This is a genomic window from Rhizobium sp. 268 (assembly GCF_036571585.1).
In the GTDB taxonomy this organism is placed as follows: Bacteria; Pseudomonadota; Alphaproteobacteria; order Rhizobiales; family Rhizobiaceae; genus Rhizobium; species Rhizobium redzepovicii.
The window spans coordinates 26,177-42,937 of the sequence record NZ_JAPPSO010000023.1 but is presented as its reverse complement, the minus strand read 5'-3'; the positions used below and the strand labels follow the sequence as shown (position 1 = coordinate 42,937).

At 61.5% G+C, this 16,761-nt stretch carries 13 protein-coding genes; 8 read left to right on the top strand and 5 right to left on the bottom strand.

The features are described from left to right. Positions 1-243: 243 nt before the first annotated feature. On the top strand, positions 244-1,164 hold the full coding sequence (gene ypfJ / locus OS035_RS30170; protein ID WP_097626790.1) for a KPN_02809 family neutral zinc metallopeptidase: 921 nt from the start codon (positions 244-246) through the stop codon (positions 1,162-1,164). Positions 1,165-1,378: 214 nt separating this feature from the next. On the opposite strand, the gene OS035_RS30165 is transcribed toward ypfJ, so the two are convergent. Further along, positions 1,379-2,371, bottom strand: a complete 993-nt coding sequence (locus OS035_RS30165) for an aldo/keto reductase (protein WP_097626792.1) — start codon at positions 2,369-2,371, stop codon at positions 1,379-1,381. Positions 2,372-2,707: 336 nt separating this feature from the next. Here OS035_RS30165 and OS035_RS30160 point away from each other — a divergent pair, with 336 nt between their 5' ends. Then, the gene (locus tag OS035_RS30160) at positions 2,708-3,952 is read left to right on the top strand and encodes a TCR/Tet family MFS transporter (protein ID WP_183777609.1); all 1,245 of its coding nucleotides are present in this window, start codon (positions 2,708-2,710) and stop codon (positions 3,950-3,952) included. 145 nt (positions 3,953-4,097) lie between these two features. Then, positions 4,098-5,501 (top strand): MATE family efflux transporter, encoded by a 1,404-nt coding sequence (locus tag OS035_RS30155; RefSeq protein WP_097626796.1) that lies wholly within the window; start codon positions 4,098-4,100, stop codon positions 5,499-5,501. A gap of 15 nt (positions 5,502-5,516) precedes the next feature. On the opposite strand, the gene OS035_RS30150 is transcribed toward OS035_RS30155, so the two are convergent. Then, positions 5,517-5,837 carry an antibiotic biosynthesis monooxygenase family protein gene (locus OS035_RS30150; protein ID WP_097626798.1) on the bottom strand — a complete coding sequence of 107 codons (321 nt, stop codon included), beginning with the start codon at positions 5,835-5,837 and terminating at the stop codon, positions 5,517-5,519. A gap of 225 nt (positions 5,838-6,062) precedes the next feature. Then, complete coding sequence (locus tag OS035_RS30145) at positions 6,063-6,752, bottom strand: hypothetical protein (RefSeq protein ID WP_331814643.1); 690 nt, start codon at positions 6,750-6,752, stop codon at positions 6,063-6,065. Between the two features lie 458 nt (positions 6,753-7,210). Between OS035_RS30145 and OS035_RS30140 the strand changes: the two genes are divergently transcribed. After that, entirely contained in the window at positions 7,211-7,837 is a 627-nt protein-coding gene (locus OS035_RS30140; protein WP_097628151.1) for a class I SAM-dependent methyltransferase, read from the top strand. Between the two features lie 259 nt (positions 7,838-8,096). On the opposite strand, the gene carA is transcribed toward OS035_RS30140, so the two are convergent. Then, positions 8,097-9,302, bottom strand: coding sequence for a glutamine-hydrolyzing carbamoyl-phosphate synthase small subunit (gene carA, locus OS035_RS30135; RefSeq protein ID WP_183777660.1), 1,206 nt, complete (start codon positions 9,300-9,302; stop codon positions 8,097-8,099). 270 nt (positions 9,303-9,572) lie between these two features. Here carA and OS035_RS30130 point away from each other — a divergent pair, with 270 nt between their 5' ends. Further along, positions 9,573-10,025, top strand: coding sequence for a GatB/YqeY domain-containing protein (locus OS035_RS30130; RefSeq protein WP_049736298.1), 453 nt, complete (start codon positions 9,573-9,575; stop codon positions 10,023-10,025). Positions 10,026-10,032: 7 nt separating this feature from the next. Here the strand turns inward: OS035_RS30130 and OS035_RS30125 are convergent, their stop codons facing one another. After that, positions 10,033-10,920 (bottom strand): hypothetical protein, encoded by an 888-nt coding sequence (locus OS035_RS30125; RefSeq protein WP_183777610.1) that lies wholly within the window; start codon positions 10,918-10,920, stop codon positions 10,033-10,035. A gap of 673 nt (positions 10,921-11,593) precedes the next feature. Between OS035_RS30125 and dnaG the strand changes: the two genes are divergently transcribed. The 3 genes from dnaG (at position 11,594) to OS035_RS30110 (ending at position 16,753) form a co-directional block, all read left to right on the top strand. Then, positions 11,594-13,594 (top strand): DNA primase, encoded by a 2,001-nt coding sequence (dnaG, locus tag OS035_RS30120; RefSeq protein WP_331814638.1) that lies wholly within the window; start codon positions 11,594-11,596, stop codon positions 13,592-13,594. Beyond that, on the top strand, positions 13,594-15,459 hold the full coding sequence (gene recQ / locus OS035_RS30115) for a DNA helicase RecQ (protein ID WP_331814636.1): 1,866 nt from the start codon (positions 13,594-13,596) through the stop codon (positions 15,457-15,459). Before dnaG ends, recQ begins: the two co-directional genes overlap by 1 nt. Positions 15,460-15,565: 106 nt before the next feature. Then, on the top strand, positions 15,566-16,753 hold the full coding sequence (locus OS035_RS30110) for a glycine C-acetyltransferase (protein ID WP_097628155.1): 1,188 nt from the start codon (positions 15,566-15,568) through the stop codon (positions 16,751-16,753). Positions 16,754-16,761 lie beyond the last annotated feature (8 nt).

Here is a 16,761-nt window from a genome sequence, read left to right as displayed (position 1 = left end):
GGTGGGAGATCACCGGGTCGGGTCGCGCATTGAAGGTCTTTTCAGGCTAGAAGCGGCTTATAGGCAAATGTATTTGCAAACGGAACCCCATAAATCGCGGAATCGACAGGAATCCAACACGGCGCGGAAGACTATTTCGTCAGGCAGGACTACTAGCCCTCGATGAACTCGCTGGAATTCCAGCCGTCGACGGATATATAGATTCGTTAAGTGCAATCACGGGCATTGCCGGGGAGAACGAAGATGGAATGGAGAGGCCGGCGTCAGTCCGATAATGTCGAGGATCGCCGCGGCGACCCGAGCAGCGGCGGTTTCGGCCGCGGCGGTGGCTTCAACTTTCCTTCCGGCGGCGGCGTTCGCCGCGCCGGCGGCGGCTTGAGCATCGGCACGATCATCTTCCTCGTCGTCATCTATTTCATCTTCAAGATGATGGGCGTCGATCTGCTGCAGGTGCTCGAAGGCGGCGGCATGACGAGCGGCCCCGGCTACGAACAGAGCCAGTCGGAAGGCACGCGGACGCCCGCCAATGATGAGATGACCGCCTTCATGCGGACCGTGCTTGCCGAAACCGAAGATACCTGGACGGGCATCTTCCAGGCGCAAGGCCAGACTTACGAGGAGCCGCGCCTCGTGCTGTTTTCGGGCTCGACGGCATCGGCCTGCGGCTCCGCATCGGCGGCAACCGGACCATTCTATTGCCCCGGTGACCACAAGCTCTATCTCGACACGGATTTCTTCCAGGAACTCTCCAACCGGTTCGGCGCGTCCGGCGATTTCGCCGAAGCCTATGTCGTCGCTCACGAGGTCGGCCATCACGTGCAGAACCTGCTCGGCATCCTGCCGAAGTTCAACCAGGCCCGCCAGCGCATGAGCGAGGAAGAGGCCAACAAGATGTCGGTGCGCGTCGAGCTGCAGGCCGATTGCTTCGCCGGCATCTGGGGCAAATATACCCAGCAGAAGGGCTTGCTGGAGTCCGGCGACCTAGAGGAGGCGCTGAACGCCGCCCAGCAGATCGGCGACGACACGCTGCAGAAGCGGTCCCAGGGCTACGTCGTGCCCGAGAGTTTCAACCACGGCACTTCGGCCCAGCGCGTCAGATGGTTCAAGCGCGGCTTCGACAGCGGGCAACTGTCGGCTTGCGATACGTTCTCGGGGCCGGTGTGAGGGGAAGGGACTGTCCTTCGTTTGCGCTCAGGACTTGGTTCCTTCGTCATTCACCCCCTCATCCGACCCTTCGGGCCACCTATCTCCCCGCCGGGGAGAAGAGGACTTGCCGCAGCATCTCATTCCTTCTTCTCCCCTCGGGGAGAAGGTGGCCGTAGGGCGGATGAGGGGGCTGCACGGCAGGACGCTCGTTTTAGTCCTTCGTCCCACTTCACTACCTCTCACTATCCATATGCTGCAGCATATGCTCCGGATAACGCCCGCCGGCAGCCGCATCCTTCGGGACTGCCCGTTCGATCGCGGCGAAATCTTCCGCCGACAGATCCACTGCGCGTGAGCCGAGCGCCTCGGTCAGCCGGTCGCGGCGGCGGGCGCCGATGATCGGGACGATATCCTTGCCCTTGGCGGCGACCCAGGCGATGGCGATCTGGGCGACCGAGACGCTCTTTGCCTCCGCGATCTCACGCAGTTTTTCCACCAAAGCGAGGTTCTGCTCGATGTTGCCCGCCTGGAAGCGCGGGCTATGGGTGCGGAAGTCTCCGGCGGCGGCTTGGCCCTTTTGCCAGTGGCCGCTGATCAGGCCGCGCGAGAGTACGCCGTAAGCGGTGATCGAGATGCCGAGTTCGCGCGTCGTCGGCAGGATCTTCTCTTCGATGCCGCGCGAGATCAGCGAATATTCGATTTGCAGGTCGACGATCGGGGCAACAGCGGCTGCGCGGCGGATGGTGTCGGCGCCGACTTCGGACAGGCCGATATGCCTGACATAACCTGCTTTGACCACGTCGGCGATGGCGCCGACCGTATCCTCGATCGGCACGTTGGGATCGAGGCGGGCCGGGCGGTAGATGTCGATATAGTCGACGCCGAGGCGCTGCAGCGTGTAAGCGAGGAAATTCTTCACCGCGCCCGGGCGGGCGTCGATGCCGCTCCAGCCGCCGGCGGGATCGCGGAGCGCGCCGAATTTGACGCTGATGACCGCATCCTCGCGCCTGCGTCCCTTCAACGCCTCGCCAATCAGCATCTCGTTATGGCCCATGCCGTAGAAATCGCCGGTGTCGAGCAGATTGACGCCGGCATCGAGTGCGGCATGGATCGTCGCGATACTTTCGGCGCGGTCGGCAGGGCCGTACATGCCCGACATGCCCATGCAGCCGAGGCCGATGGCCGAAACATTAGGTCCGGTCTTTCCCAAACGATAGGTCTGCATTGTCTTCTCCCTAATGCGCGCACGAGCGGCGCTGCCGGATGCCGTTTTTACAGCCTTCGCCCCTGCGCGATAATCCGGATGGTCTCGAACGGGCCGTGCGCAGGGCCGCACAATGAACGATCATTCCCCGAATGATCTGGACGTCGTCAATGCGATTGCAAGGGAGCCAATGATCACGTTGCCGCGCCCCAAGGTTGAAGGATTTCATAAATTTCCCGTTCTGCATTATCAAAAACTTTGAAATGTTCACGGATTGTTTCGTTTTGTTTTCTGAGCTATGTCAGTTTCTCGGCGACGAGATCGTCTTTTCAGAACGAACCGCTGTAGAGATGCCTCATGCTTGACACCAAATTCGTCCGTCGCGGCCTTTTCCTGGTCTTCATCATTCTCTTCCTCGACATTATCGGCATCGCCATCATCATGCCGGTGCTGCCCGCCTATCTGGAACAACTGACCGGCGGCGGCGTCAGCGATGCGGCGATCGATGGCGGCTGGCTGATGCTCGTCTATGCCGGCATGCAATTCCTGTTCGCGCCGCTGCTCGGAAACCTCTCCGACCGGTTCGGCCGCCGGCCGATCCTTCTGCTGTCGGTGCTGACATTCGCGATCGACAATTTCATCTGCGGCATCGCCACCAGCTTCTGGATGCTGTTTGTCGGCCGCGTGCTTGCCGGCATCAGCGGCGGCAGCTTCGCCACATGCTCGGCCTATATCGCCGATATCAGCACCGAGGAGAACCGGGCGAAGAATTTTGGGCTGATCGGCATCGCCTTTGGTGTCGGCTTCACGATCGGCCCCGTCATCGGCGGCGTCCTCGGCGAATTCGGCCCGCGTGTGCCGTTCCTCGGCGCGGCAGCCCTCTCGTTCGTCAATTTCATCGCCGCCTGCTTCCTGCTGCCGGAAACGCTGGAGGCCAGGAATCGCCGCCGCTTCGAGTGGAAACGCGCCAATCCGCTCGGCGCGTTGCGGCAGATGCGCCATTATCCGGGCATCGGCTGGGTCAGCCTCGTCATGTTCCTGTTTTTCCTCGCGCATGCCGTCTATCCCTCGGTCTGGTCCTTCGTCTCGACCTATCGCTACGGTTGGAGCGAGGGACAGATCGGCCTGTCGCTCGGCATTTACGGCATCGGCGCCGCGCTGGTGATGGGATTGGTATTGCCGCGTGTCGTGCCTCTGCTCGGCGAATGGAAGACAGCGCTTCTCGGCCTCTGTTTTTCGGCGGCGGGGCTGACCGGCTATGCCTTCGCGTGGGAGGGCTGGGTGGTCTATGTCGTGATCGTTGCGACCGTCATGGAAAACGTCGCCGATCCGCCGCTGCGCAGTATCGCTGCCGGCAAGGTGCCGCCCTCGGCGCAGGGCGAGCTGCAAGGTGCGCTCACCAGTCTCAGCAGCATCACCACCATCGTCGGACCACTGATCTTCACCCAGTTGTTCAGCTATTTCACCCGGCCAGAGGCGCCTATAACCTTTGCCGGCGCGCCCTACCTGACCGCCGCCCTGTTCATCCTGGTGGCCGCCGGCGTGTTCCTCGTGCGGGTCCGGGTCCGTCAGCCGGCGGATGCGCTTGAGGCGGCGGGCTGATCAATCAGAAATGGTGATGCGATGATGAATTTTTCATCATCTGCCTGTTTTGGGGTAGTTCTTTGCGGGGCTTTCCTCTAAATCCCGATGATATTTCTCCGCAAATTGTGCGGCGGCGCATATTTCAATCACAGGACTAGGTGTCATGGACACGCCGATCGACGCGCGCAGGCTTGCGCCGACAACCGATAATCGTTGGGGCGCACATTTCCGTGCAACGCTGGCGCTCGGCATTCCGTTGATCGGCGCGCAGCTCGCCCAGCTCGGCATCAACACCACCGACGTGATGATCGTCGGCCGCCTCGGCGCCGAGCATCTGGCGGCGATGGTGCTTTCGGCTCAGTTCTTGTTCACGATCCTGATCTTCGGCTCCGGTTTTGCCATCGCCGTCATTCCGATGGTGGCGCAGGCCTATGGCCGCGGTGACGTCGTCTCCGTGCGCCGGGCGCTGCGCATGGGTCTCTGGGTGGTGATCGCATATTGGGTCATCATGCAGCCCGCCTTCTTCAATTCGGAGCAGATCCTTCTCTTCGCGCAACAGAAGCCGGAGGTGGCCAAGCTCGCCCATGGCTACATCATGATCGGCCAGTTCGGCGTGCTGCCGGCGCTGCTTTTCAACGTCATGCGGGCCCTCGTCAGCGCCATCGGCAAGGCGGGCATCATCCTCAATGTCACCATCGCCACGCTGGTGCTGAACGCGATCTTCGCCTATGCCCTGGTGCTCGGCCATTTCGGCTTTCCGGCAATGGGGCTCGAAGGAGCGGCGATCGTTTCTGTTGTCGTGCAGACGGCCGGCTTTCTGTTCATTCTCGCCTTCGTCCAGAAGCGGGAGGAGACACGGCGCTACGAGATCTTCGTGCGGTTCTGGAAGCCTGATTGGCATGCGCTGCTTGAGGTTCTCCGGCTCGGTTTTCCGATCAGCGTCACCGTGCTTGCCGAGGTTAGCCTGTTCACGGTGGCCTCGCTGCTGATGGGCTATATCGGCACCATCGAACTCGCCGCTCACGGCATCGCCCTGCAATGGGCCTCGATCGCCTTCATGATCCCGCTCGGTCTCAGCCAGGCGGCGACGGTGCGCGTCGGCGTCGCCCACGGGCAGGGCGATTACCGCGGGCTGGTGCGCGCCTCGATCATGGTGCTGATTCTTGCCTGCGCCATTTCGGCGGTCGGCTCGGTGCTCTTTGCCACCATGCCGCAATTCCTCGGCAGCTGGTTCCTCGACGTCAATTCGCCGGAGGCGCCTGCCGTGCTTGCCTATGCCGGGCCACTGATCGTCGTCGCCGGGCTTTTCCAGCTGGTCGACGGGCTGCAGGTGGTCGCCAACGGATTGCTGCGCGGTCTGAAAGACGCACGGGTGCCGATGATCATGGCGTTGATTGCCTATTGGCCGATCGGCTTCTTCCTTGCCTGGGCCTTTGCCTTCCCGCTGGGCTTCGGCGGCATCGGCATCTGGTTCGGCTTCCTCGTCGGGCTGGCGGCGGCGGCCGTCATGCTCTGCTGGCGGTTCTATCTTCTCCTTCGCCGGGAGGGCGCGACTTCAGGCGCCTGAGCCGGCAGCGTTATTTTAAGCCGCGACAGGCTTGTAGCTGGCGATATCGGCGCGAATGCCGAGACGCGCAAACATCTCCTGCGGATCGAAATTGGCGGCCTTGTGGGCGGCCGCGACGGTTGCCCGCGCGCGTTCGACGACCTCGGTATTTTCCCATTCGGCAATGGTGACGAAATTGAATTCGCCGGGACCGGCGACCTGCTCCAATACCCTGTGATCGATGAAACCTTCTTGCGCTTCCAGCAGCTTGTGGGTCATCATCACCTTGACGAGAAATTCCTCGCGTGCCGCAGCCGGCACGACGAATTTGTCGACACGAAAGAAAGCTCCGCTCATCCATTTTCCCCTGAATCAGATGTCTTCGGGAGTTTGTAATTCCTCAAGTATGGTTGAGGTCAATATGGAAGCGAAGACGTCCGGTCACTAACTTGGAATTGCGGGGCGCCCGCTTCCTGAAGCCGTCGTGTTCCAGAGTTCAAGTACGCTTCCGTTGTCTTTTCGACCTCGCGAAATGGGGACGCGACGGGGAGTTAGCCAGGATGGCGCTTCCTGAAGAACCCCTCAATCTGCCTGCATGTAATCCGCCACGCTGTAGCAGTGGCTCGCCTGGTAGGCGTTCCGCCCCCGGTTCATATGCGTCAAGTTGAACGTCCGAATGGCACGCAACACGCGGCGGTTAGTGAGGAATTTGCGGATCGAGACAGAGCCACGCACATTGATGCCGAAAATGTCCGCACCACGCGGGAAGAAATAGCTGATGTGCTCTGGCATCGCGACGCTTTGCTCGAGAAAGGGTTCGTCGACTCGGCTCGGCGTGGCTGAACGATCTGTGGTGAAATCCGAAAGATGCACGATGATTCGGGAGCGGATATCTTCGTCTTGGGCATAGAGCGTAAAAAGCTCCATCCAGCTCGCATTGACGCGTACGAGCGGCTTGTCCGAGGTCGACGGCAGACAGGAAACCGACCAGTAGTAGCGCTCGGTCTTGCGCAGGATCGGAATGCAGTTTGGACCGTATAGCTTGAGAATCTCCAGGACTTCCCCTGCTTGCGGGCGGCTAAGCAGTTTCTCAAATCGAGCGACATATTTGAAGCGCTGTTCCAGGGACTCTAAGCGGTCGCCCGTGTCCGGCAAGTCGATCTTGCCCGCTATCCAATCGCGCTGCTGCTCAAGGTCGAGGAATTGCCGCAGGCCAGTGGTTCTCGGGCGAGAGGTCGCGCCCATGTCGGACGTCCTGCGAATGGGCGTCATCGGCCGACTCCTGTATTCTCGCTTAGGCGTGCGAATTTAATATCCCGCCCAATGTGCCTCCGAATGATACCTCGCAGATGGTGAATTTGGAACATCTGCGCGACCAAGAGGAGAAAGTTGCATGACTCGCCGTCTTGGCAACGGCTCAAGACTGGCATTGCTAGCGCTGCAGGGCGGCACTTCCAGGACCAAAGTTCGATCTACTTGGCGGCCGCAATGGAGGGCGCGCAGCGGGCGGTGTGATGGCTTTGAGTAACTCACCAGCGGCTCTTTGACCCCACACCGCGCATTGCCGCCCGGCAGCATCGGCAATCGATCGGTGGTGCCTCTGATCGCATTTCTGTTAAGCTTGGAAGCAAATCGCCCGCGATGTCACCAACTGCCGAAGTGTGAAAGGCGCAACGGGCTGATGGGCCTCTCGCTCATCGAGCCTCTTCTCTTGAAGGAGGAACACTAGGATGAGCACCGACCGGGAGACCGTGCGGTCCTATGATACAGTCGCGGCGGAGTACGCTGCCGAGGCCGCGGCGATGCCCGAATGGGTCGCGACCGAGATCGATGTGTTCGTGACCGGGCTGGGTGGCTCGGGCAGGGTGCTGGAGATCGGAAGCGGTGGCGGGCGAGATGCACTTGAGCTTGAGAAGCGGGGGATTAGCGTCCGGCGCACCGACATTTCGAAAGGTTTCGTCGAACTGCTTCGCGAGAGTGGCTTCGCGGCCGACCTGTTGGACCCGCTGACCGAAGACTTGGCCGACCCGCAGCGTCCTGGCACAGCGTACGACGGGATCTGGGCCTGTGCCTGCCTGATTCACGTCGCGCGCGATGATTTCGGTACGGTGCTTGGACGGCTTGCCGAGGCGACCCGGACCGGTGGCCGACTGCACGCCTCGGTTAGAGAGGGCGACGGCGAGGATGTGTCCACACACGGCGGTGCTGCAGCGCCGCGGCACTACGTCGAGACGTACTGGCGCGAACCTGCCCTGCGGTCCGAACTCACCGACGCCGGCTGGATCGTCAGCGAGGTACGTCGGTGCGTCGGAAGGCCTCATGATCGGTGGTTGAGCGTTCGGGCGAGCCGGGCGTGAGGCACACAGACCTTGAGGGAATGGCCGCATGTGGCGCGACTATGAACTTTAGATGGTCACCAATGTCTGCTCTGCTCCCGGGCGAAGGCAAAGATCGCCTCTGTGGTCGATATGAAGGCGCAAAGCAGCCTTATTCTTCTATAACGAAAAAAGACCGCTTCGGCAGATAGCGGTCCTTCCTCTCATTGCTGTCTTCAAGATTCAAGAGATTCCACACCACGTTAGTGGCGGGCCTTTGCGAAATCGGCAGTTCTTGAAATCAGCGTTCGGCGAGTGCCGGTTCGCCCTTCTTCTCGCGCACCATGTTGATGAAGCGGCGGAAGAGATAGTGGCTGTCCTGCGGGCCGGGGGAGGCCTCCGGATGGTGCTGGACGGAGAAGACCTGCTTGCCGAGGACGCGCAGGCCGCAATTGGTGCCGTCGAAAAGTGAAATGTGAGTCTCTTCAACGCCATCGGGCAGCGACTTCGAGTCGACCGCGAAGCCGTGGTTCATCGAGACGATCTCGACCTTGCCGGTCGTATGATCCTTGACCGGGTGGTTGGCGCCGTGATGGCCCTGATGCATCTTCTCGGTCTTGGCGCCGAGGGCGAGCCCCAGCATCTGATGGCCGAGGCAGATGCCGAAGACCGGGATATCGGTCTTAACAAGGGTCTTGATCACGGGCACCGCATATTCGCCGGTTGCGGCCGGATCGCCCGGGCCGTTCGACAGGAAGATGCCGTCCGGCTGCATGGCGAGCACGTCTTCGGCGCTCGTTGCGGCCGGCACGACGGTGACCTTGCAGTCGAGACCGGCAAACAGCCGCAGGATGTTGCGCTTGACGCCGTAGTCGAGGCAGACGACGTGGTACTTCGCGTCCGCTGCGGCGAGTTCCCCATACCCTTCATTCCAGGCCCACGGCGTCTCGGTCCATTGCGAGGACTGGCCCGACGAGGCGATCTTGGCAAGGTCGAGACCTTCGAGGCCGCTCCAGGCCTTGGCTTCGGCCTTCAGCGCCTCGATATCGAAGACGCCGTTCGGATCGTGGGCGATGACCGCGTTCGGGGCGCCGTTCTCACGGATCCAGGCGGTCAGCGCGCGCGTGTCGATGCCGCAGAGACCAATGACGCCGCGCGCCTTCAGCCATTGGTCGAGATGCTTGGCGGCGCGGTAGTTCGAAGGGTCGGTGATGTCGGCCTTGAAGATGACGCCGACGGCACCGTGGCGGGCGGCAGGCGTCAGATCCTCGATGTCTTCATCATTCGTCCCGATATTGCCGATATGCGGAAAGGTGAAGGTGACGATCTGGCCGAGATAGGAGGGGTCCGTCAGGATCTCCTCGTAGCCGGTCAGCGCCGTGTTGAAGACCACTTCGGCCTGGACCTTGCCGGTGGCGCCGATGCCCTTGCCTTCGATGACTGTGCCGTCGGCAAGAACGAGCAGGGCGGTCGGCTTTTCGATTGTCCAGGGTGCTGTCGCGGTCATCTTCATCCCGTTTCCGGCGGCCGGCGCGCGTTGCCGCGCTCGTCGCCATTTGATCTCGCAGGCGTGTGGACACGGCAATGCCGCGCGCTTCAGGCCTGATCACGAATTTTGGTGCAGGTGGCGGTAAATAGCCACGCAATCGCGTAGCGTCAATCTTTGTAGCGGAGATTGCCGCCGTTTTCCTGCGCTTTATCGCGGCGACCGCGCAATTTATTTGATCCGCCGCATCAGCGTGGTTTATGAAGCGGCATCAAAACAGGAGTGAAGACCATGCTGCGCGATCAACTCGCCACCCAGCTGAAAGAGGCGATGAAGGCCAAGAATGCGGAGCGGCTTTCCACCGTCCGGCTGATTCAGGCCGCGGTCAAAGATCGGGATATTGCCAATCGCGGCACCGGCAAGGAGCAGGCGAGTGACGACGAGATCCTGCAGATTCTGGCCAAGATGGTGAAACAGCGCGACGAATCGGCAAAGATCTACGAGGAGAATTCCCGGCCGGAGCTTGCCGCCAAGGAGCGCGCCGAAATCACCGTCATCCAGGATTTCATGCCGAAGCAGCTTTCGGACAGCGAAGTGCGCGCCAATGTCTCGGCGATCATCGCCGAGACCGGTGCTGCCGGCGCCAAGGACATGGGCAAGGTGATGGCGGCGCTCAAGGAGCGTTATGCCGGCCAGATGGATTTCGCCAAGGCGTCAGCGACCGTCAAGGAACTGCTGAGCTAATCCTATCTCAGACCACGCGTCTTGCCTGCGGTTCGTCTGGGACCGCAGGCCCGAGCACCGCTTCGGCTGCAGCATCGATGATGGCGAATTTCGCCGCCTGATAATTCCAATATTCGAGAATGAAGCGGCCTGACAGCCAGAAGTCGCCCTTGCGGGAGGGTTCTGTCCAGCCGACGCTTTCCATGTTTGCGGCTTGCGTCAGAAGCCGCTTCAGGTGGGTGTTGGAGATCATGAACTGTTCGCGGATTTCCCTGAGCGACAGAGGACCGACCACGACACGTTCGGCCGTGCGAGGAAATTCCGGAAGCCGCGAGATCAGGTAGTCCATCACCAGGCCGCCGGTATTTGCCCAGTTGAAGAGGTTGAAGGTGGGGCCGGGATTGCGCACCGCTTCGCTCCCGATGATCGACCTGGCGATGCGCGGCTGGATCGCTGCCATCATCGCCGAGGGGTCGGCGCTGACCTTGCCGGCGCGTTCACCGCCGTCGAGGCTGTCGAGGATCGTCAGATGGGCGACGAGCCATCGGGTGAAATGCTGCTCGGCAGTTTCCGTGGGCTCCAGATAGCGCGTGCGCTTGTCGGGGCCGGGAACCGGCCGAAGGAAACGATAGGCCAGCATTTCCTGCATGAAGGCTGCGGCCGTATTGCGGCTGGCGATGTCGTTCCTGACCGCGAAATCGATGAAGCGGCCGGAATAGAGGCCGCTCTTGCCGTCGTCGGGTTGGCCGTAGTGAAGCGCAAAGCCGGCATGGGCCATCAGCCAGCGTTGCTGTGCGGCGAAAATCGAGGCGATGCGCGGGCTCTCACGATAGATCGTGAGCATCTGATCGGCGCAATGCAGGATCGCAGCGAGAAAGCGATCGTCTGCTGCAAGAGTTTCAGCGGTAAAGGCCATGTAAAAGAGGTCCAGGAAATTCGGCGCATACTTCTTTCACGCAAGCCCCGCCTGTCAACGGTTTTGTCAATAATGGGTTAATTTCAAAAGGGAATTTGTATCAGGGGAAGCCAAAAATTTAAGAAGGCAGGAGCTGGGGGCGCTCCTGCCTTCTTGCTCTTTGCTTCCGCCGGCAAACGCAGGGCCGAGGCCCAAGCCGGAGGGTATTTGCAAAGGCACCCTTGCGAAGCGGCGCCGGGGGTAGGGATGGTGCTTCGCTCGGGGATCGCTTTGTTGAGATCGAACCTATTGCGGTGCGGCGGCTTATTCAAATTACAAAAAAATAATGATTGCCGAAAACGTCGTTTTTGGAGGCTTCGAAGCGAAGGCTGGCGTGGCGGCGCCAGGATAAGGCTGGGCCATCGACGCAGGTGATAAGCATCTGTTTTAAAACGGTTTACCTTGGCTTCATCAAAGGCCAGTACTCATGCCGAGACATTTGCCATGGTTGAATTTCAACGCTTGAAAGACAATAGTGTCGCACCCTGTCGCAGGGGGCGATAACGCGTTTTTGATTGGATAACCGACGCCCCGAAGGACGGCTGCACTTGCCTGTGAATAGCGGGTTTTCGTGACAAGTTTCGTGGCATGAAGCGGCAAAGCAGCTTATATGGAGGCTGGCCAAGAGGTATAAATGCGCTTTTCCAACACTTTTCTCGATGATATTCGTGACCGCGTTCCGATTTCGAACGTGATTGCGCGCCGTGTCAGCTGGGATAAGCGCAAGACCAATGTGTCGCGCGGCGATTACTGGGCCTGCTGCCCGTTTCACGGCGAGAAATCCCCGAGCTTCCACTGCGAGGACCGGAAGGGCCGCTATCACTGCTTCGGCTGCGGCGTCACCGGTGACCACTTCCGCTTCCTCACCGAGCTTGAGGGTCTAAGCTTTCCCGAGGCGGTCCAGCAGATCGCCGATATGGCCGGCGTTCCGATGCCGCTTGCCGATCCTGTGATGGAGAAGCGCGAGAAGGAACGCGGCTCGCTGATCGACGTCATGGAAATGGCGACACAATTTTTCCAGGATCAATTGCAGACGGCGAATGGGGCGAGGGCGCGCGCCTATCTGCGCGACCGCGGGCTAACCGGGCGCACCATCGAGACCTTCCGTCTCGGCTATGCGCCTGACAGCCGCAATGCGCTGAAGGAATTCCTCGCCGGCAAGGGCGTCACCAAAGAGCAGATCGAGGCTTGCGGCCTGGTTGTTCATGAAAACGTGCCGGTGTCCTACGATCGCTTCCGCGACCGCATCATGTTCCCGATCCTCTCGTCGCGCGAAAAGGTGATCGCCTTCGGCGGCCGCGCCATGTCATCGGATGCGCCGGCGAAATATCTGAATTCCAACGAGACGGAACTCTTCCACAAGGGCAATGTCCTTTATAATTTCGCCCGCGCGCGCCGCGCTATCCAGGGGCCGGGCCGCGGCGATGCTCAGGACGAGAATGCCGGCGGCACCATCATCGCCGTCGAAGGCTATATGGACGTGATCGCGCTCTATCAGGCGGGCATCGAGAATGCGGTGGCGCCGCTCGGCACGGCGCTCACCGAAAACCAGCTCGAGCTGCTTTGGAAGATGGTGCCGCAGCCGGTGCTCTGCTTCGACGGCGACGGCGCCGGCATTCGCGCTGCCAATCGCGCCGCCGAACTGGCGCTGCCGCATTTGAAGCCCGGCCGTTCCGTCCGCTTCGCACTTTTGCCTGATGGCAAGGACCCGGACGATCTCGTGCGCGATTACGGCCGCGCACCCTTCGACAAGGTGATGAGCCAGGCCAAGCCGCTGTCGGAGATGCTGTGGAGCCGCGAGGTCAATACCGGCAAGTTCGACACGCCCGAGGCGCGCGCCGAACTCGAGGCGCGGCTGAAGCAACTGGTCGCCGTCATCGCCGACGAGAATGTGCGCCGTCATTACCAGCAGGATATTCGCGACCGGCTGAACGTCTTCTTCCAGCCGCAGTTTCAGAACCGCAACAATGGCGAGCGCCGCGGATTCAGCGGCAATTCCCGGCCTGGCCGCGACAATGCTGTTAAGGCAGGGCCGAAAAGCCCCAGCCTTATTTCCGACCGGCTCGCCCGCTCAGGCCCGGTGCGCGGCCACAGGGACAATACGGCGCTGCGCGAAAGTGTGCTGGCGCTCACCATCGTCAATCATCCGTCGCTGATGATCGACGATTATGACGAGATCGCCGCGATCGATTATGACAGCCGCGAGTTGAAGCAGCTCTGGTCGGCTGTGCTTGGGGCAGCGGCTGCCGTCGCCGGCCCGCATCTGACGCGCGAATATCTGACCGAACGGCTGGAATTCGAAGGCTTCGCTCCGCTGATCAAGAACCTCGACCAGCAGGTGCGCAATGCCAGACTCTGGACGGCAACCGAGGAGGCGGCGATGGAGGATGCGCGTGAGGGTTATCGCCAGGCGCTCGCCTTCCATAAACGGGCAAAGGCGCTGCGCCGGCAGAAGATGGAACTTGAACGCGAGATTGCGCTGGCGACCGAAGCCGGCGACGGCGAGGCGATCGTTCAACTGATGCGGGCCCAGCAGGAAGTGCATTTCGAAGGTGTGCGGCTTGAGAACCAGGAGGCGATCATCGACGGCTTCGGCGTGCTCTCCGGCCGCGTCAAAGGGGCGGCGAACCACTGATGCCGCAGACCGAACGGAACGAACCGGGCTTTTCCGCCTCCGACGCGCTGTTTTCCGCCGGCCGCGCGCCGCTCGATATTCTCAAGCAGGTCTATGGTTATTCCTCCTTCCGCGGCAAGCAGCAGCAGGTGGTCGAACATGTGGTATCGGGCGGCGATGCGGTGGTGCTCTTCCCCACAGGCGCGGGCAAATCGTTATGCTTCCAGATCCCGGCGCTCTGCCGCGATGGCGTCGGCATTGTCGTTTCGCCGCTGATTGCGCTGATGCGCGATCAGGTGGAGGCGATGAAGCAGCTCGGGATCCGCGCCGCCGCGCTCAATTCGTCACTGTCGCGCGAGGAGTTCGTCGAAGTCCGCCGCGCGCTTTCGGCCGGCCGGCTCGATCTTCTCTACGTGACGCCCGAGCGCATTCTGACCGATGGTTTCCGCGAGCTGATCGCCAACGAGAAGATCGCGCTGTTTGCGATCGACGAGGCGCATTGCGTCTCGCAGTGGGGGCATGATTTCCGGCCGGAATATCGCGCGCTCGGCCAGCTTGGCGAGCAATATCCGGGCGTGCCGCGTGTGGCGCTGACGGCGACCGCCGATCCGCATACGCGCGACGACATTATCGAGCGGCTGGGGCTCGACGCTGCCCGGACCTTCACCACCAGCTTTGACCGGCCGAACATCGCTTACGAAATTGTCGAGCGCGATCAGCCGCGCCAGCAGCTGTTGCGCTTCCTGTCCGGCCACAAGGGAAACAGCGGCATCGTCTATTGCCTGTCGCGCGCCAAGGTCGAGGATACGGCCGAATGGCTGAACGGCCAGGGCGTACGCGCGCTTGCCTACCATGCCGGCATGGACAGGGCGGTTCGCGACGCCAATCAGGATGCCTTTCTGAAAGAGGAAAACCTCTGCTTGGTCGCCACCGTCGCCTTCGGCATGGGCATCGACAAGCCGAATGTGCGGTATGTCGCTCATCTCGACCTACCGGGTTCGGTGGAGGCCTACTACCAGGAGACCGGGCGCGCCGGCCGCGACGGCCTGCCGTCCGAGGTCTGGATGGCCTATGGCATGGCCGATGTCATCCAGCGCGGCCGGATGATCGACGAGGGCAATGCTGCTGCGGAGATCAAGCGGGTCGAGCGCGCCAAACTCAATGCATTGCTTGCGATCTGCGAGACCGCTTCCTGCCGCCGCCAGGCGATCCTTGCGCATTTCGGCGAGGCGCATGCCGGACAATGCGGCAATTGCGACACTTGCCTGAAGCCGGTCGAGACCTGGGAGGGCACGGAAGCGGCGATCAAGGCGCTGGCCGCGATCTACCGCACCGGTGAACGCTTCGGCGCCGGCCACGTCATCGACGTGCTTATCGGCAACGTCAACGAAAAGACCGAGCGTTTCGGCCATGTCGATATGCCGGTCTTCGGCGCCGGCAAGGATATTCCATCGCGCACCTGGCAATCCGTCTACCGCCAGCTGCTTGCCATGGGGCTGATCCGTGTCGATCACGAAGCCTATGGCGCGCTGAAGCTGGAGCCGGAGGCGCGCGCCGTCTTCAAGCAAGAGCGGCAGGTGTTCTTCCGCAAGGACCGCCCGGCCTCCGAACGGCGCACGAAGAAGGCGGAACGCAGCGAGCGCAAGTCGGGACTGTCGGGCGCCGACGGCGCTCTGTTCGAGGCGTTGCGGGCCGAGCGCATGGCGATCGCCAAATCGCTCGGCGTGCCGCCCTATGTCGTCTTTCCCGATACGACGCTGATCGCCTTTGCCACGGAAAAGCCGAGGAGCCGCAAGGAGCTGCTTGCAATATCGGGCGTCGGCCAGGCGAAGCTCGAGCGTTATGGCGATGCGTTCCTGGAGATCATCCTGGCGCATGACGGCTGAAAGGATCGGGCGATGTGCCTGCCGATCTCGGCCCGGCGCTGAACAAGACAAGCCGATGGCGATATGCTAACCCGGAAGCTATAAAAAACATCAGGAAGGGCCGCCCATGACCTCGCCATTTCTCTCCCATCTCAGGGCCGAAATTTCGGCGCTGAAGGATGCCGGCCTCTATAAATCCGAGCGGGTGATCAGCTCCAAGCAGGCAGGCGAAATTGCCATTTCGACCGGCGAGCGCGTGCTGAATTTCTGCGCTAACAATTATCTCGGCCTTGCTGACAATGAGGAACTGGCCGAGGCCGGCAAGCAGGCGCTCGACCGCTACGGTTACGGCATGGCTTCGGTGCGCTTCATCTGCGGCACGCAGGAGGAGCACAAGCAGCTCGAAGCGCGCATTTCCTCTTTCCTCGGCATGGAGGATACGATCCTCTATTCCTCCTGCTTCGACGCCAATGGCGGACTTTTCGAAACGCTGCTCTCGGAGGAAGACGCGATCATCTCGGACGCGCTGAACCACGCCTCGATTATCGACGGCGTCAGGCTTTCGAAGGCCAAGCGCTTCCGCTACGCCAACAACGATATGGCAGCGCTCGAAGAGGAATTGAAGAAGGCCGAAGGCAGCCGCTTCAAGCTGATCGCCACCGACGGCGTCTTCTCGATGGATGGCATCATCGCCAATCTCAGCGGCGTCTGCGATCTCGCCGAGAAATACGGCGCCATGGTCATGGTCGATGACAGCCATGCGGTCGGCTTCGTCGGCAGGAACGGCCGCGGCTCGCCCGAACATTGCGGCGTCGAGGGCCGGATCGACATCATCACCGGCACCCTCGGCAAGGCGCTCGGCGGCGCCTCGGGCGGTTATACCTCGGCAAAGGCGGAGGTCGTCGAATGGCTGCGGCAGCGCTCGCGGCCCTATCTGTTCTCCAATACGCTGGCGCCGGTCATCGCCGCCGCCTCGCTGAAGGTGTTCGACCTCATCGAAAATGGTGACGCCTTGCGCCAACGCCTGTCCGACAATGCCGATCTCTTCCGCGGCGAGATGACGAAGCTGGGATTCACGCTCGCCGGCAAAGGCCATCCGATCATCCCGGTCATGCTCGGCGACGCCAAGCTTGCCCAGGACATGGCGGGGCTGATGCTGAAGAAGGGCATTTACGTCATCGGCTTTTCCTTCCCGGTCGTGCCGAAAGGCCAGGCCCGCATCCGCACGCAGATGTCGGCGGCGCATTCGAGGCGGGATGTCGAGCGGGCGATTGCGGCCTTTGCCGAGGCAGGGCGGGAATTGGGTGTGATTTGAGAATGAGG

What these genes read in the sequence shown, in the direction of transcription:
- ypfJ (WP_097626790.1), top strand. Translation starts at nt 244, where the DNA reads ATGGAATGGAGAGGCCGGCGTCAGTCCGATAATGTCGAGGATCGCCGC.
- OS035_RS30165 (WP_097626792.1), bottom strand. Translation starts at nt 2,371, where the DNA reads ATGCAGACCTATCGTTTGGGAAAGACCGGACCTAATGTTTCGGCCATC.
- OS035_RS30160 (WP_183777609.1), top strand. Translation starts at nt 2,708, where the DNA reads ATGCTTGACACCAAATTCGTCCGTCGCGGCCTTTTCCTGGTCTTCATC.
- OS035_RS30155 (WP_097626796.1), top strand. Translation starts at nt 4,098, where the DNA reads ATGGACACGCCGATCGACGCGCGCAGGCTTGCGCCGACAACCGATAAT.
- OS035_RS30150 (WP_097626798.1), bottom strand. Translation starts at nt 5,837, where the DNA reads ATGAGCGGAGCTTTCTTTCGTGTCGACAAATTCGTCGTGCCGGCTGCG.
- OS035_RS30145 (WP_331814643.1), bottom strand. Translation starts at nt 6,752, where the DNA reads ATGACGCCCATTCGCAGGACGTCCGACATGGGCGCGACCTCTCGCCCG.
- OS035_RS30140 (WP_097628151.1), top strand. Translation starts at nt 7,211, where the DNA reads ATGAGCACCGACCGGGAGACCGTGCGGTCCTATGATACAGTCGCGGCG.
- carA (WP_183777660.1), bottom strand. Translation starts at nt 9,302, where the DNA reads ATGACCGCGACAGCACCCTGGACAATCGAAAAGCCGACCGCCCTGCTC.
- OS035_RS30130 (WP_049736298.1), top strand. Translation starts at nt 9,573, where the DNA reads ATGCTGCGCGATCAACTCGCCACCCAGCTGAAAGAGGCGATGAAGGCC.
- OS035_RS30125 (WP_183777610.1), bottom strand. Translation starts at nt 10,920, where the DNA reads ATGGCCTTTACCGCTGAAACTCTTGCAGCAGACGATCGCTTTCTCGCT.
- dnaG (WP_331814638.1), top strand. Translation starts at nt 11,594, where the DNA reads ATGCGCTTTTCCAACACTTTTCTCGATGATATTCGTGACCGCGTTCCG.
- recQ (WP_331814636.1), top strand. Translation starts at nt 13,594, where the DNA reads ATGCCGCAGACCGAACGGAACGAACCGGGCTTTTCCGCCTCCGACGCG.
- OS035_RS30110 (WP_097628155.1), top strand. Translation starts at nt 15,566, where the DNA reads ATGACCTCGCCATTTCTCTCCCATCTCAGGGCCGAAATTTCGGCGCTG.